Raw genomic sequence first — 13,807 nt, 5'->3', positions numbered from 1 at the left:
GGATCGTGGATGCCAGACGACGGCCGGCGCCCTCTTAGACGAGTCCGACCCTGTGGGCGAGCGCGGCGGCCTCGGTACGCGAGCGGACGTCGAGCTTGGAGAGGATGCGCGACACGTGGACGCTGGCGGTCTTCTCGGCCATATAGAGCGCCTGCCCGATCTCGCGGTTGGTCCGGCCGTCGGCGAGCAGCGCCAGGACCTGGCGCTCGCGCGGCGTGAGGCCGAACGGATCCTCGTCCGCCGCCTCCGCGGCTGACTCGCCGGCGTCGCGCTCCAGCCGCAGGCGCGCGCGCAGCGCGAAGCCCTCGATCTCGGCGGCGAGCCAGGCGGCGCCGATCCGGTTGGCCTCGTCGAGGGCCTCGAGCGCCGTCGCCGCCGCAGCATCGCGGTCGCCGGCGGCGAGCTGAGCCTCGGCCCGGCGCCGGCGCGCCTGCGCGGCGCGGTAGGGACGGCCGAGGCCCTCCCAGGCGTCGGTCGCGGCGGCCCAGAGATCGGGGTCGTCACGATCCTCGGCGCGGGCCAGCTCCGCCCGCGCCGAAGCCAGGAAGGCAGCCTCGACGGGGCGCTCCCCGTCGGCGCACGCCTCGACGCGCAGCAGCAGCATCTGGGCGTTGGCGATCGCGCCGCTCGGGTCCTCGCCCAGGTCGCGCGCACGGACGGCCGCGTCGGCCTCGACGCGCACGCCGGTCGCGGACACGCGCGCCATCCGCTGCACGTCCTCCGAGCAGAACTCCAGCCGGTCCAGCGCGTTGTCGATCGCCTGGCGGGCGGCCTCGAGGTCGCCGGCGCGGCGTTCCAGCTCCGCGCGCAGCGACCCGAGCGGCCCGATCCACTGCGGCTCGCGCGAGTCGGACGCGATGTCCTCGGCCTGGTCGAGCAGCGTCCGCGCGCGGTCGTGGTCGCCGCGGCCGAGCGCCAGCTCGGTCCAGCGCAGGCACTCGTTGACGTACGTGGTGCCCATCGCCGGGCGCCCGGGCGGCGGCAGCTCGGCCTCCGCCAGCGCCCAGTCGCCCGCCTCGAAGGCGAGCTCGGCGCGCAGCAGGATCGGCCAGCGCGGGCGGATCCCGTGCTCGCGGGCGAGCGCCACGCCGTCGTCGGCGATCACGCGCGCCTCGGCCAGCCGCCCGGCGCCGGCAAGCGCGTCGCCGAGGTTGACGTAGGTCGTGAGCGCGGTCTGCAGGAAGCCGCCTTCGCGGGCGAGCGAGAGCGCGGAGCGCAGCGCCGCCTCCCCGTCTGCGGCCCGGCCGAGGCCGAACAGCGAGAAGCCCAGGCCGTCGAGCGCGCGGATCCGCGAGACGCTGTCGCCGACCGCCTCGGCGACCTGGATCGCGGTCTCGGCCGCTTCGACCGACTCGCGGAAGCGCGACTCGAGCATCAAGGCCTTCGCCATGCCCGAGAGCACCGTGGCGCGCGCCTCGCTCGGCTCCGCCGGCAGCAGCTCGAGCGCGCGCCGGCGCGTCTCCGCCGCCTCGCGCGGGCGGGCCATGTGGAACTGCTCGCGCGCGATCCGGTCGAGCAGGATCGCCGCGCGGTAGGGCTCGGCGCCCTGATCGATCTCCGCCAGCGCGGCGCGCAGCAGCGTCTCCGAGCGCCCGGGCTCATGCTCTTTGGAGGTCGCGTCCGCCGCGGCGGTGAGCAGCCCGACGTGATCGCGGCCGGTCAGCGCCTCGGGGTCGCCGACGCGATGCCACAGCTCCAGCGCGCGCGAGTACAGCGCCGCCGCCTCGCCGTACGCGTGCACGTTCTCGGCGGCCTCGCCGGCGCGGACCGAGGCGGCGAGCGCCTTCGGCTGATCGCCCGACGCGAAGTAGTGATGGGCGATGCCCGCGGCGAGATGCGCGCCGCCGTGGTCCGGCAGCCCTTCGGCGCGCGCCTCCAGCGCGCGGGCGAGCGCGAGGTGCAGCTCGGCCCGCTCGCCGGGGAGCAGGTCGTCGGCGACGACCTCGCGCAGCAGCGCGTGACGGAACGCGTAGCGGCCCTCGGAATCGGCGACGATCAGGTGCGCGGCGGCCGCCTCGCGCAGCGCGTCGCGCAGCTCGCGCGGGTCCATGCCCGACGCCTGGGCGAGGATTGTGTGATCGAGCCGGCGGCCCGTGGAGAGCAGCCGCAGGAGCTCCTGCGCCTGCGCCGGCAGCCGGTCGATCCGCAGCATCAGCGCGTCGCGCAGCGTCGGCGGCAGCGCCCCGCGGCCGTCCAGGCCCGCGGCCAGCAGCTCCTCCGCGAACAGCGGGTTGCCCTCCGAGCGGTCGAACAGCCGGGCGAGCAGGTCGGGCGCGGGCTTGGAGCCCAGGATGTCAGTCAGCTGCTCGGCGAGCTCGACCTGCGTGAGCGGGTGCAGCTCCACGCGCCGCGCGTTGGTCCCGCGCTCGAGCTCAGCGAGCAGCGGCCGCAGCGGATGGCGGCGGTGCAGCTCGTCCGGGCGGTAGCTGGCGACGACGAGGACGCGCTCGCGGCAGAGCGAGGACGCGAGGTAGACGAGGAAGGCGCGCGTCGAGCGGTCGGCCCAGTGCAGGTCCTCGATCGTCAGGACAAGCCCGTCCTCGCTCCCGAGTGCGTCGAACAGCTCGAGCAGGCCCTCGAACAGCCGCGCCTGCGCGGTCGAGGACTCCTCAGGCCGCGTGCCGCCGCTGCCGTCGCCGAGGCCGGGGAGCATGTGCGCGAGGCCTGAGCGGGCGGCGGGCGACAGCGCGTCCAGCGCCGGGTCGCCGGACCGCGCCAGCGGGCGCAGGGCGGCAACGATGGGCGCGTAGGGCAGCTCACCCTCGCCGAGCTCGACGCACTCGCCGCTCAGCACGCGCGCGCCGGAGGCGCGGGCGCTGCGCTCGAGCTCGGTCAGCAGGCGCGTCTTGCCGACGCCGGACTCGCCGGCCACGAACGCGATCGACGGGCGTCCCCGGCGCGCCTCGTCGAGCGCGGCCTGGAGCTCCGCCAGCTCAGCGGCGCGTCCGACGAAGGTGGCGCTCGACACACGCGTTGCCATGTGAGCAGTATCGCGCCGATGGCCGACGGCGCCACCACCGCCGCCACGCGGGGAGCGGCGGGCGGCGGTGACGTTGACAGCGGACACGCCGGGCATGCTGGCGGCGCGGCGGCCGGCTCGCATCGGGCGGATGGAGCCGGGTCGCCGCGCAGACCCCTTATGCCGGGCCTAGGAGACCCTTAGGGACGATCCGGCGGCCAGGGCGGCTGCGGCGGCTTGGACATCACCTCGACGAGGTTGCCGCCGGGATCGCGGACGAACACGCGCGGCGCGTCCCATGCGTTCAGGCCGTCGCGCAACTCGAAGCCGGCCTCGCGCAACCGGCGCACGTCGGACTCGTAGTCGGGCGCGACGACCGCCACGTGACCTTCGCGCATGTTGACCGCGTCGTCGGACGGGATCAGGTGGATCTGCGTCCCCTCGCGCTGCACCCAGGTGAAACGGCCTCCCAGCAGGGGCGGCGCCTGCATCTCCTCGAAGCCGAGCAGCTCCCAGAAAGCGACGCACTCGCGAACGCGGTCCGGTGGAACCTCCAGCGAGGTGTGTTGCAGCATCGACCCAGGATACGGCGCGGCGATAGGCTCGGGAGCTCCGGTTGGACCACGCAACCGGAGCCCCCGTCGCGGGACACCCCTCCGCCGCCGCAAGGTATTCCATGCGTCTCCACTTGACAAGAGATGACCTCCGGTAAGCCGGACGGAGAAGGCGCGCCGGAGCCTGCGCTGGGCCGCGATTTCGGCTCGCACGTGCGCGAGCTGCGGCGCAGGCGGCGCTGGTCGCTCGAGTCGCTCTCGAAGGCCTCGGGCGTGAGCCGCTCGATGCTCTCGGAGATCGAGCGCAACCAGGCCAATCCGACGCTCGCGACCGCGCTCGGGATCGCGCGCGCGTTCGGCATGCGGCTTGGCGACCTGGTCGACGGCCACCCCGCCGACAGCCGGCTGCAGGTGATCCGCTCCAACGACCCGTCCTACGACTACCGCTCGGACGCCGAGTGCACGCTGCGCACGCTCTCCCCGCTCAGGCCGGACCGCGCGTTCGAGTTCTACCGCGTCGACTTCGAGCCCGGCGGCGCGCTGCGCAGCCCGCCGCACTTCGAGGGCACGCGCGAGCTCGTCTACGTCGACCGCGGGCGCGTCACCGTCGAGTCGGGAGACGAGTCCTCGCGGCTCGGCGCCGGCGACTCGATCATGTACGCCGCCGACGTCCCGCACGCGATCGTCAACGCGGGCCGCTCGCACGCCCGCGTCTTCCTGATCGACCTGTTCCCGCCTACCGCCTGAGCGCGGCCCGCACGACCGCCTCGTCCTCGGCGCCGGAGGCGCCCGACGCGCCCATCGCGCCGATCAGCTCCGCGCCGTCGACGATCGGCAGGCCGCCGATCTGCGGCGTGAAGCGCCCGTGGGTGGCGGACGAGATCGCGGCGCTGAACGCGTGCAAGTCCTTCATCTTGTCGCCCTGCGCGGCGCTGGGCGTCTGCCACGCGGCCGCCGTCCACGCCTTGCCGAGCGCGACCTCGGGCGTGATCCACGGCGCGCCGTCCATACGGTGCAGCGCCACGAGATGGCCGCCGGCGTCGACGACCGCGAACGACAGCGTCAAGCCCTGCCGCGCCGCCTCCTCCTCCCCGGCGCGGATGTAGCCCAGCGCCCGCTCGAGCGTGATCATGCGGCCGGGACCTCCACGGTGGTCGTCAGCAGCAGCGCTTCGCGGGCCGCCTTACGGCTTTCCTCGGCGAAGTCCGGCGCGGCGCACATGAGCAGCGTGTTCCCCTCGGGCCCGCCGAGCATGTAGGCGAAGACGGCGAGTCCCTCAGGGGGCGCGATCGTGTCGACCACCTCGCCGGCCGGCGAGATGCGGGCGACCGGGCCGCCGAGCGCGTTCGCGGCCCACACGTGGCCTTCGGCGTCGAGCGTCAGGCCGTCGGGCGCGAAGGTGGCTCCGGCGAGCATCTGGTCGAGCGGGCCGACCGCGGGCGTCGGCTGCAGCTGCGCCCAGACCCGGCGATTGCCCAGCGATCCGCCGGGCTCGATCCCGAACGCCGTGATCCGGCCGCCGAGCGTCTCGTTCACCAGCAGCGTCGAGCCGTCGATCACCGCGCCGTTCGGGAAGATCAGGTCCTCGGCGGCGACGGAGACCGCGCCATCCGGCGCCACCCGCAGGAGCTTCGCGTGGCGCGCGTCCGCGCCGCCCATCAGGTCGAAGCCGAAGTTGCCGACGTACGCGGTGCCGTCCTCGGCGACGACCATGTCGTTGAGCAGCCCGCTGCAGTGCTCGCCGAGCTCCGCGTGCACGCTCAGCTCGCCGTCGCGCAGGCGCAAGAGGCGATGATCGCGCATCGACACGACCAGCAGGGAGCCGTCCGGCAGCCAGCCGAGGCCGGAGGGCTGGGCGCCGCCTTCGAGCGTCAGCACGGCTTCAGCGCGTCCGTCCGGTTGGACGGTGAGGACCGTATGCCGGTAGAAGTCAGAGACCCACCAGCGCCCGTCGCGCCAGCGGGGACCCTCGAAGTAGTGCCCACCTGACAGCAGCGTGACCAGCTCCCTCGCTCCCATCGGCCGCAGCCTACTCCGCGATCGCGCGGACGGAGCCACGCCGCGCGTGACGGCGACGGAGCTGTTCTTCGACCTCGTGTACGTGTTCGCGGTGACGCAGCTCTCGCATCTGCTGCTCGGCCATCTCACCCCGCGCGGCGCGCTCGAGACGGCGGTGCTGCTGGCGGCGGTCTGGTGGGCGTGGAACTACACCGCGTGGGCGACGAACTGGATCGATCCGGACAGGCCGCCCGTACGCGCGCTGCTGATCGGGCTCATGCTGCTGAGCCTGATCATGTCGGCGGCGATCCCCGAGGCGTTCGACGGGCGCGGGCTGCAGTTCGCGGGCGCGTTCGTCGCGATGGGCCTGGTGCGCGGCGCCTTCATGGTCTACGCGCTGCGCGGGAGCCGGATGGGCCGCAACTACGCGCAGCTGACGGCGTGGACGGCGATCGCGGGCGCCGTGTGGATCGTGGGAGCGCTGCTCGACGGCGACGCCCGCCTCGCGACCTGGCTGCTCGCGCTCGCGCTCGACTACGCCGCGCCGCTGCACGGGTTCCAGCTGCCCGGCGCGGGCCGCACCCCGACCGCGGACTGGACGCTGGCCGGCGGCCACCTGGCCGAGCGCGGCCAGCTCGTGGTGCTGATCGCGCTCGGGGAGTCGCTGCTGGCCGCCGGCAAGACCTTCTCCGACCTCGAGACCGAGCCCGCCGTCGTGTTCGCGTTCGTCTCCGGCTTCTTCATGAGCGTCTCGCTGTGGAGCGCGTACTTCATCCGCTCGGCGCAGGAGGGCGCCCGGGTGATCTCGCAGGCGACCGACCCGACCCGCGTCGCGCGCAGCGCCTACGCCTACGCGCATGGGCTGATGGTCGGCGGGATCATCGTCGCGGCCGTCGGCATCGACCTCGCGATCGAGCATCCCGGCGGCCAGACCGCGACCTCGACGGCGGCGACGATCCTCGGCGGCCCAGGGCTCTACCTGCTCGGCAGCGCGCTGTTCAACTGGTCGCTCACGGGAATCCCGCCGACGTCGCGCCTCGCCGGCGTCGCGGTGCTCGCCCTGCTGAGCCCGGTCGCGCTCGTCGCCGGCCCCGCCGCGCTGCTGTGCATGGCCGCGGTCGTCGTGCTCGTGCTGGCGCTCGCGACGGGGCGGCCGCACTGAGTAACTAGTGTCACTGCCATGAAGCTGAGCGTGCTCGACCAGTCGCCGATCTCCGAGGGCATGACCGGGGCGCAGGCGCTGGCGAACACGCTCGACCTCGCGCGGCTCGCCGACTCGCTCGGCTACCACCGCTACTGGGTCGCCGAGCACCATGGCGGCCCGATGCTCGCGGGCCCGAGCCCCGAGGTCCTGGTCGGCCCGATCGCGGCGGCGACCGACCGCATCCGCGTGGGCAGCGGCGGCGTGATGCTGCCGCATTACAGCCCGCTGAAGGTCGCCGAGAGCTTCTCCGTGCTCGCCGGCCTCTTCCCCGGGCGGATCGACCTCGGCATCGGCCGCGCGGCCGGCACCGACCCGATGACCACGCATGCGCTCCAGCGCGACCGGTCGCAGGCGATGCCCGACGACTTCCCGCAGCAGCTCGCCGAGCTGCTCGCCTACTACGAGGACCGCTTCCCGCCCGAGAACCCGCTCGCCCGGATGGCGCGCGTGCTGCCGGGGCGTCCGGAGACGCCGGAGCCGTGGCTGCTCGGGTCATCGCCGCAGAGCGCGATCTGGGCGGCCGAGCTCGGCCTCCCGTACGCGTTCGCGGACTTCATCAACTCCGGCGGCGCCGAGATCGCCGAGCTCTATCGCTCGCGCTTCGAGCCGGCGCGGCTGGACACCCCGCGCACGATCGTCGCCGCATGGGCGCTGGCGGCCGAGACCGACGAGGAGGCGCACCGGCTCGCCGCGAGCTCGAAGATGGCGTTCGCGATGCTGCGCCGGGGGCGGCTGATCGCGGTCCCGCCGCCGGAGATCGCGCTGCGCTTCCTCGAGTCCCAGGGGGACGAGCTGCTCGGCCGCCGGCGCACGGTCGTGGGCAGCCGCGAGACGGTGCGCGCCGGGATCGAGCAGGTCGCGGCCGACTACGGCGCGGACGAGGTCGTCGTCGTCACGATCACGTACGACCACGCGGCGCGGCGGCGCTCCTACGAGCTGATCGCCGACGCGTTCGCGGACGCGCGCGCCGCCGCGTAGGTCTACGCCGCCGCCCGGGCGGGCTCGGCGAGCGCGGCTCCGGGCGCGGTGCGCGTGCGACCCCGGCGCGGGACATCACGCCCTCCCGCTCGAGCAGACCGGGGGTCATTGAGGCGACATCAGCCATGGTCGGGGCCTCATCGAAGGCCGTGGGTCATCATCCGCGGATGCCCGTCAGGACTTACGACGAACATCGGCTCGGCCTCAGCTGGGTCTGCGAGGACTACCTCTCGCGCGCGGCGCATGCGCTCCTCGTCGACGGGAAGGTGTGGTTCGTCGATCCGGTCGACTCGGGCGACGCGATCCAGCGCGGGGTCGCGCTCGGCGAGCCGGCGGGCGTCCTGCAGCTCTACTGGGACCACGCGCGCGACGGCGAGGCGATCGCGACGCGGCTCGGCGTGCCGTTCCACAAGCTCCCGGAGACCATCCCCGGTGCTCCGTTCTCTCTGATTGCCCTGAACTTCGGACCGGTGTGGAAGGAGGTCGCGATCTGGGTCCCGTCGGAGCGCGGCCTCGTGGTCGCCGAGTCGATCGGCACCGGGCACCTCTACCGGCTCGGACCGGGCCCCGCCGGCGTGCACCCGATGCGGCGCCTGGCGCCCCCGGGTGCGCTGCGCACGTACCAGCCGCAGCACCTGCTGGTGGGTCACGGCGCGCCGCTGCACGGCGGCGACGCGACCGCAGGACTGCTCGACGCGCTCGCCCGCTCGCGGCGCGATCTGCCGAAGATCGCCCGACGTGCGCCCGACATGCTGCGCGGCATCCTTGCCCGCCGCTGAGGTAGTTTGCCCCATATCCCCGCAAACGGCGCTGTAGAGCCACGTTGTTAGTGCCATGAACACCTTCCCACTTTCCTTTCCCACTTTCGTCGGGTAGGCTTGACCCCATGCCCAGACCCCTGAAGGGATCCCATCGCGTCCGCAACGGCCAGGTCTACCTCCGCTTTCGAGGCGACGAGTGGTGCGTCGGCTCCGAGCTTGAGTGGCCGCCGAGCCGCATCGACGCGGCGCTGGAGCAGATCGTCAACCAGTACAGGGCGGGCGTGTGGACCGGTCCCCCGCGCGCGGAGGCCGTGACCGCGAGCGCCGGGCGCGGGCCTGCCTTCTCCGACGCCGCCGCCGACTACCTCGCGCGCCAGAAGACGCGCGGCCTGAAGCGCGGCACGTTGAAGGACATCGAAGCGCGCATCGCGCACCTGCTGAGCTTCTTCGGTGACCGCCCGCTGCACGACATCGACGTGGCGCTGATCGAGCGCTACCAGGAGCACAAGCAGCGCGAGGCCGAGTACCTCGCCACCGTCTATGAGCGCTACCAGGACGGCGACGACACGCTGACCGAGGCCGAGGTCGAACTGGCGCGCTACAAGCGCACCGGTATCGGCCCCTACCTCATCAACCGTACGATCATCACGCTGGCCAACATCATCGAGCGCTACCGCGACTCCTCCGAGGCGGCGGCCACGGCGATGCCGAGCAACCCGGCCCAGCGGCAGTCGCTGAAGCTGCACGTGCCCAAGCGCCGCAACCGCTCCTACATGGAGCCCTCGCAGACCAACGCCGTGCTCGATGCCGCGTTGCTGTTGGACAATGGGGCACGCAGTGACCACCGCAACTACCCGGTCCGCGTGATGGGCCGGATGGTCATGCTCGCCGTGCTGCTGACGACCGGGATCCGCATCCACGAGTTGTGCAACCTGCTGCGCCGTGACGTGAACCTTGAGGTGTGCAAGCTGACGATCGCGGACTCCAAGACCGATGCCGGAGTGCGCGAGGTGTGGTTCACCCCGTGGCTGGCCGACCTCCTGCGCGCGTGGATGTTCGAGCAGGAGACGAAGTGGACGCGGCCCGACGATCACCTGTTCTCCGCGAGCGCGCCGGACGGTCCGCGCCGTCGCAAGTCCAACATGTGCCCGTGCTCGCCCAGCGGCAAGGCCGCCGATAACCGCTGCGGGCGTCTCGGACGCCGTGACGAGAGCCGCGTGCGTGAGTACATCCTCGCGCCCGCCGTCAGCCTCGCTGACGATCTGCTGCTTGAGGCACAGCAGAGCCCGATGCCCGAGAGCGTCACGCCGCACACCTTCCGCCGTACCTACATCACCTACGCGGCCGAGATGGGCTTTTCCATCCGCTACATCATGAACCAGGTGGGGCATGTCGACTCAAGCGTCACCGTCGAGGTCTATAACCAGTTGATGGTGCAGCGCAACGACGCCCGTATCCCGCAGTGGGTGGGTACCCCCGAGGCGATGGGGGTCGGCGGGCGCGCGCCGGTGAGGCAGGCCGCCTGAGGATCGCGGGGCGGCGGCCGAGAACGTATCTCGTGGAACCGCTGCCCCGCCTTCACCCTGACGACATCGAGACGATCGCCGCCCGCGTGGCCGCGCTTTTGGGCGCATCGTCAGACAAGCACTACCTCACGGCCAAGGAAGTCTCCGCGCGTTACGGCGTCAGCACCGACTGGGTCTATGACCACAAGGCCGAGCTTGGTGCCGTCCCCCTCGGTCAGGGGCGCAAGCCGCGTCTGCGGTATCCGCTCGTGGCCTGTGAGCGCTTCATGGCCGAGCGCGCTGAACAGCGCGTCACCTCCACGCAGCCGAAGCCGAAGCGGCGAACGCGTCGGCCTCGCAAGGACAACGGCCTCACCGCTGCGGGTAACCCCAGGCTCGCGATCCCGGAGCCGATCATCCCGGTTCTCTATTAGAGTTTTCCGTAGAGTTTCAGAGCATGCGGTGCACGCCATCGGGGATCGGCGTCTGAACCGGCGGGGTCACGAGCGGGAAGCCGACCGTGATCTCCGTGAACTCGCGCTCCTGGGTATCGAGCGTGACAAACCCCCCGGCGCCCTGGGCGATGCCGTACACGGTCGCCAGGCCCAGGCCGTTGTTGCCCTGACCGACCGACTTGGTCGTGAAGTACGGCTCGAAGACCTTCTCCATCACCGACGCGGGCATGCCGTGCCCGGTGTCGCGCACGCACATGCAGGCGTACTCGTCGGTCACGTAGGTGCGGATCAGCAGCGTGCCGCCGTGCGGCATCGCGTCGCGCGCGTTGAGCGCGAGGTTCAGCAACACCTGACGAAGCTGCGCGCGACTGACGCGGATCGTGCCGTCGTCTCCGAGGTCGAGCGCGATCTCGATGCTGGGAAAGCGCAGCAGGCCCGACAGTTCGCGCACGACCTCGTTGAGCGACATGAACGTTGTCGCCTCCTTGCGAGCGCGCGCGAACTCCATCAGCCCGGTCGTCAGCGACTCACCCTCCCCGACCGCCTCACGGATCGCCGCCAGGCTCTCGTCCAGGCGCCCGTAGCCCCGGCGCTCGTGTCCCTCCGGCGGCGCGAGGTCGCGCTCGATGAACGTCAAATGACCCTTGATGATCGCCGTGACGTGGGCGAAGTCGTGGATCACGCCGCGCGCGAGGTTGCCAAGCGCCTCCATGCGCCGCACCTCCTGTAGCTCGTGCTCCAGATGGCGCCGGGCGGTGATGTCGGTCGCCACGCCCGCGATGGCCCACACACGGCCGTCGTCAGCGCGCATGGCGCTCTTCTGGTCAACGTAGAGACGGCCGTCCTTGCCGAACTCGAACTCGAATCTGCCCGTGGCGTATGCCTTCTCGTCCCCGAAGCGGAACATCTCCGCGTCGATGGGATCCATGAAGTCGGCGTCGCTGTGGCCGATCGCGTCCGCCGGGGTACAGCCGAGAAACGCGGCCGTGGCGGCGTTGACGTAGAGATAGTTGCCGTCTAAGTCCTTGACGTAGATCAGCGACGGGATCGCGTCGGCCAGGGCACGCAGCACGGGGCTGTCCATCACAGGATCCCCCGGCGCATCGCCTCGGCTACCGCCTCGGTCTTGCTGCTCACGCCAAGCTTCGCGTAAATCTGTGACGCCCGCTTTCTGACCGTGCCCTGTGAGACGTGAAGCGCGGCTGCCACCTGGGCCGCCGTGCCGTTTCTGAACATCCGCAGCATGGCGATCTCATCGCGCGTCAAGGTCGCCCCATCGTCACCGCGCACGGTCCCGAGGAACTTCGCCATCATCGCCGGATCCACGACGATCTCCCCGCGTGCCACGCGGATCACGGCCTGCGCCAAGTCCTCCCACGGCGCGGTCTTTAGCAGGTACCCACTCGCCCCGGCGGTCAGCGCGGCGACAACCCACTCGTCCTCGGCCGAGCCGGTCAGGATCAGAACGTGCGTGGGCAGCGCCTCCTCCTTGATCGCCTTGAGCACATCCAGACCCCCGAGGCCGGGCATATTGAGGTCAAGCAGGGCCACGTCGGGCTCGTGCAGACGGATCATCGCCAGCGCGGAGTGACCGTCCTGTACGGCGCCTACGAGCGTAAGGCCGGTCGTCTCCTCGATCTCCCGCGCGATCCCGAGCCGCAGCATCGGATGGTCGTCGGCTACCAGCACACGGACGCTCACTGCGCGGAATTCCTCCTTTTCGGCGGGCGCGCCCTCCCGGCGCGCGCTCGACATCAGATAAGACCTTAGCAGCGCCGAACGTACGGGCTCCCGTACCGCGCCCGTAGTCAGTCGACTACCGCGCCATGGTCGCCTCGATAGTCATCGGGGTAGTCAGGTATCCATACAAGAGTGGTCATGATCGTGGTCGAGTGGTCATTGCGTTACGGGTACCGCTTCAGCACTATTGGCTGACGCCGCACAGCACCCCACCACCGAGGAGGAGACATGTCCGATCGCGAGCTAGCTATGCACCACCTGTGGCGGGAGACGGTCGCCGCCCTGATCGACGGCCGCGACCACGACGTCATGGCCTTCGAGTCGGTGCTGGTCGAGTGTCTGTCGCTCACGGATGAGGAGTTCCTCGCGCGTTTCCCTAACGCCTTCGTGTGGGTTGCCCAGGGGTGCAACTGATGTCGCTCACCGTTCCCACGTCACAGCGCGACCTCGTGACGCTCTCGCTGCTCCTGAGGCCCGACAGCAACCAGCCGACTAAGGACAAGTAATGCTCGACACCACCATTCTTCACCTCATGGGCGGCGGCGTGACCGCGCCCGAAGCCGACGAGATCGAGCCGGGGACGGTTCCGACACTGGTCCTGAATCTCGTGAGCGGTCTGGCCCTGCCGTTCGCCAATCCCGACGACCCGGGCCAACCACTGGTTATCCCCTCCCAAGCGTTCAACTTCCGCATGAACGCGGACGTGGCCGTCCAGATCGGACAGATGCTGCTCGATAGCGGCCAGAAGATGCCCAAGCCCTCGCGCCTGGCGCTCGCCACCAGCGTCCCCGGAGCGGAGGCCGCCGCCGCTCGCCTGGCCGCGCTGAAGGCCGCCTGATGGGCGCCCACGCGGTGGCCGAACTGGAAGCGCAGATCGATGGTCTCTACGACGAGCTACACACGGCGGGCGACGTCATCGCGACCTACCGGAGCGCGCTGGAGCGGATCGTCCTCCTCGGCGGCACACACGGCGCAATCGCGCTCGACGCCCTGCACGCGACCCCGCTAGATTGCTAGCTGGCGCGCGGCGATCCTGATAGGGTCATAGCAAGCCGAATGCAACTAGCATCAGTTCGGCCGGGTGATCGTGTCGAGTGCGAGGTGCGTGGGTGGATTTTCACCGCCGTCGTGGAGGAAAAGTTCCCCGGAGAGCTTCGCATCACGCCCGAGAACCCTCGCGTCACCAATAGAACCGTGCGGGCATCCCAAGTGCGCAAGCGGTTCCCCCGAGACAAGAGACGAAAGGCACATGGCCACGACCAGGGATGAGGGTGTTATCGCCAAGGCGGCGGCACTCGATGCCGTTCGGGTAGAAGCGTACGCGTACTTCGAGCTTCGTGACAAGCTCGCGGCTCGGAAGATCCGGTGGCTGGAGCGAATGCTCCAGGCCGCCGAGGACGCCGGGGCCACCCAGGTGGAGATCGCGGAGGCGGTCGCCTTCGAGCCCGGCGTGAGCGGCGCGGGTGACGACTGGAGCTTCCATCGCACCCGCATTCAGCAGTTCCTCACTGACGCAAAGATCAACCGGCAGAAGGGGATCGTGCCCGACGACCTACCGCCGCTGCCGGTCAGCTAGGAAGCGCACCCATTCCCCTCTCGTAAGAGAGGATGAACGAGATGGCGTGGCGGCGCGTAGCGCGACAGATTGAAGCC

The 13,807-nt window shown here is 71.3% G+C and carries 16 protein-coding genes; 10 read left to right on the top strand and 6 right to left on the bottom strand.

What is annotated here, in order from left to right; all coding sequences use genetic code 11:
* Window positions 1–34 precede the first annotated feature (34 nt).
* Together H958_RS0109230 and H958_RS0109225 are read right to left on the bottom strand one after the other, a co-directional pair.
* Window positions 35–2,980 carry a helix-turn-helix transcriptional regulator gene (locus tag H958_RS0109230; protein ID WP_028058457.1) on the bottom strand — a complete coding sequence of 982 codons (2,946 nt, stop codon included), beginning with the start codon at window positions 2,978–2,980 and terminating at the stop codon, window positions 35–37.
* A gap of 179 nt (window positions 2,981–3,159) precedes the next feature.
* Window positions 3,160–3,534 (bottom strand): VOC family protein, encoded by a 375-nt coding sequence (locus tag H958_RS0109225; protein ID WP_028058456.1) that lies wholly within the window; start codon window positions 3,532–3,534, stop codon window positions 3,160–3,162.
* A 123-nt stretch (window positions 3,535–3,657) separates the two neighbouring features.
* On the opposite strand from H958_RS0109225, the gene H958_RS0109220 reads away from it, so the two are divergent.
* Entirely contained in the window at window positions 3,658–4,260 is a 603-nt protein-coding gene (locus H958_RS0109220; protein ID WP_028058455.1) for a helix-turn-helix domain-containing protein, read from the top strand.
* Here the strand turns inward: H958_RS0109220 and H958_RS0109215 are convergent.
* Both H958_RS0109215 and H958_RS0109210 read right to left on the bottom strand, forming a co-directional pair.
* Window positions 4,250–4,645 carry a GlcG/HbpS family heme-binding protein gene (locus tag H958_RS0109215; protein WP_028058454.1) on the bottom strand — a complete coding sequence of 132 codons (396 nt, stop codon included), beginning with the start codon at window positions 4,643–4,645 and terminating at the stop codon, window positions 4,250–4,252. The two genes, H958_RS0109220 and H958_RS0109215, sit on opposite strands and share 11 nt — an antisense overlap.
* On the bottom strand, window positions 4,642–5,532 hold the full coding sequence (locus H958_RS0109210; protein ID WP_028058453.1) for an SMP-30/gluconolactonase/LRE family protein: 891 nt from the start codon (window positions 5,530–5,532) through the stop codon (window positions 4,642–4,644). The genes H958_RS0109215 and H958_RS0109210 overlap by 4 nt, the downstream gene beginning before the upstream one ends.
* A gap of 46 nt (window positions 5,533–5,578) precedes the next feature.
* Between H958_RS0109210 and H958_RS0109205 the strand changes: the two genes are divergently transcribed.
* The 5 genes from H958_RS0109205 (at window position 5,579) to H958_RS0109185 (ending at window position 10,393) form a co-directional block, all read left to right on the top strand.
* Window positions 5,579–6,673 (top strand): low temperature requirement protein A, encoded by a 1,095-nt coding sequence (locus H958_RS0109205; RefSeq protein ID WP_196807290.1) that lies wholly within the window; start codon window positions 5,579–5,581, stop codon window positions 6,671–6,673.
* A gap of 18 nt (window positions 6,674–6,691) precedes the next feature.
* Complete coding sequence (locus tag H958_RS0109200) at window positions 6,692–7,693, top strand: LLM class flavin-dependent oxidoreductase (RefSeq protein ID WP_028058451.1); 1,002 nt, start codon at window positions 6,692–6,694, stop codon at window positions 7,691–7,693.
* Window positions 7,694–7,860: 167 nt separating this feature from the next.
* Window positions 7,861–8,472 carry a hypothetical protein gene (locus tag H958_RS0109195; protein WP_028058450.1) on the top strand — a complete coding sequence of 204 codons (612 nt, stop codon included), beginning with the start codon at window positions 7,861–7,863 and terminating at the stop codon, window positions 8,470–8,472.
* 107 nt (window positions 8,473–8,579) lie between these two features.
* Window positions 8,580–9,980 (top strand): tyrosine-type recombinase/integrase, encoded by a 1,401-nt coding sequence (locus tag H958_RS0109190; RefSeq protein WP_028058449.1) that lies wholly within the window; start codon window positions 8,580–8,582, stop codon window positions 9,978–9,980.
* 32 nt (window positions 9,981–10,012) lie between these two features.
* A complete protein-coding gene (locus tag H958_RS0109185; RefSeq protein ID WP_028058448.1) occupies window positions 10,013–10,393 on the top strand; it encodes a hypothetical protein in 381 nt (126 codons plus the stop codon).
* A gap of 16 nt (window positions 10,394–10,409) precedes the next feature.
* Here H958_RS0109185 and H958_RS0109180 read toward each other — a convergent pair whose 3' ends face one another.
* The gene (locus H958_RS0109180) at window positions 10,410–11,498 is read right to left on the bottom strand and encodes a two-component system sensor histidine kinase NtrB (RefSeq protein WP_028058447.1); all 1,089 of its coding nucleotides are present in this window, start codon (window positions 11,496–11,498) and stop codon (window positions 10,410–10,412) included.
* Window positions 11,498–12,169 carry a response regulator gene (locus H958_RS0109175; protein WP_051324006.1) on the bottom strand — a complete coding sequence of 224 codons (672 nt, stop codon included), beginning with the start codon at window positions 12,167–12,169 and terminating at the stop codon, window positions 11,498–11,500. The genes H958_RS0109180 and H958_RS0109175 overlap by 1 nt, the downstream gene beginning before the upstream one ends.
* 213 nt (window positions 12,170–12,382) lie before the next feature.
* Between H958_RS0109175 and H958_RS46135 the strand changes: the two genes are divergently transcribed.
* The 4 genes from H958_RS46135 to H958_RS0109150 all read left to right on the top strand — a co-directional run bounded on the left by H958_RS46135 (window position 12,383) and on the right by H958_RS0109150 (window position 13,730).
* Entirely contained in the window at window positions 12,383–12,568 is a 186-nt protein-coding gene (locus tag H958_RS46135; protein WP_156027848.1) for a hypothetical protein, read from the top strand.
* Between the two features lie 91 nt (window positions 12,569–12,659).
* Window positions 12,660–12,992 (top strand): hypothetical protein, encoded by a 333-nt coding sequence (locus H958_RS0109160; protein ID WP_028058445.1) that lies wholly within the window; start codon window positions 12,660–12,662, stop codon window positions 12,990–12,992.
* Window positions 12,992–13,171, top strand: a complete 180-nt coding sequence (locus tag H958_RS0109155) for a hypothetical protein (protein WP_028058444.1) — start codon at window positions 12,992–12,994, stop codon at window positions 13,169–13,171. The genes H958_RS0109160 and H958_RS0109155 overlap by 1 nt, the downstream gene beginning before the upstream one ends.
* 232 nt (window positions 13,172–13,403) lie before the next feature.
* Complete coding sequence (locus tag H958_RS0109150) at window positions 13,404–13,730, top strand: hypothetical protein (protein WP_028058443.1); 327 nt, start codon at window positions 13,404–13,406, stop codon at window positions 13,728–13,730.
* Window positions 13,731–13,807: the final 77 nt, after the last annotated feature.

It is taken from the genome of Candidatus Solirubrobacter pratensis (assembly GCF_000425945.1).
Lineage (GTDB): Bacteria > Actinomycetota > Thermoleophilia > Solirubrobacterales > Solirubrobacteraceae > Solirubrobacter > Solirubrobacter pratensis.
The sequence above is the reverse complement of the archived record's forward strand: the minus strand, read 5'-3'. Positions and strand labels throughout refer to the sequence as shown.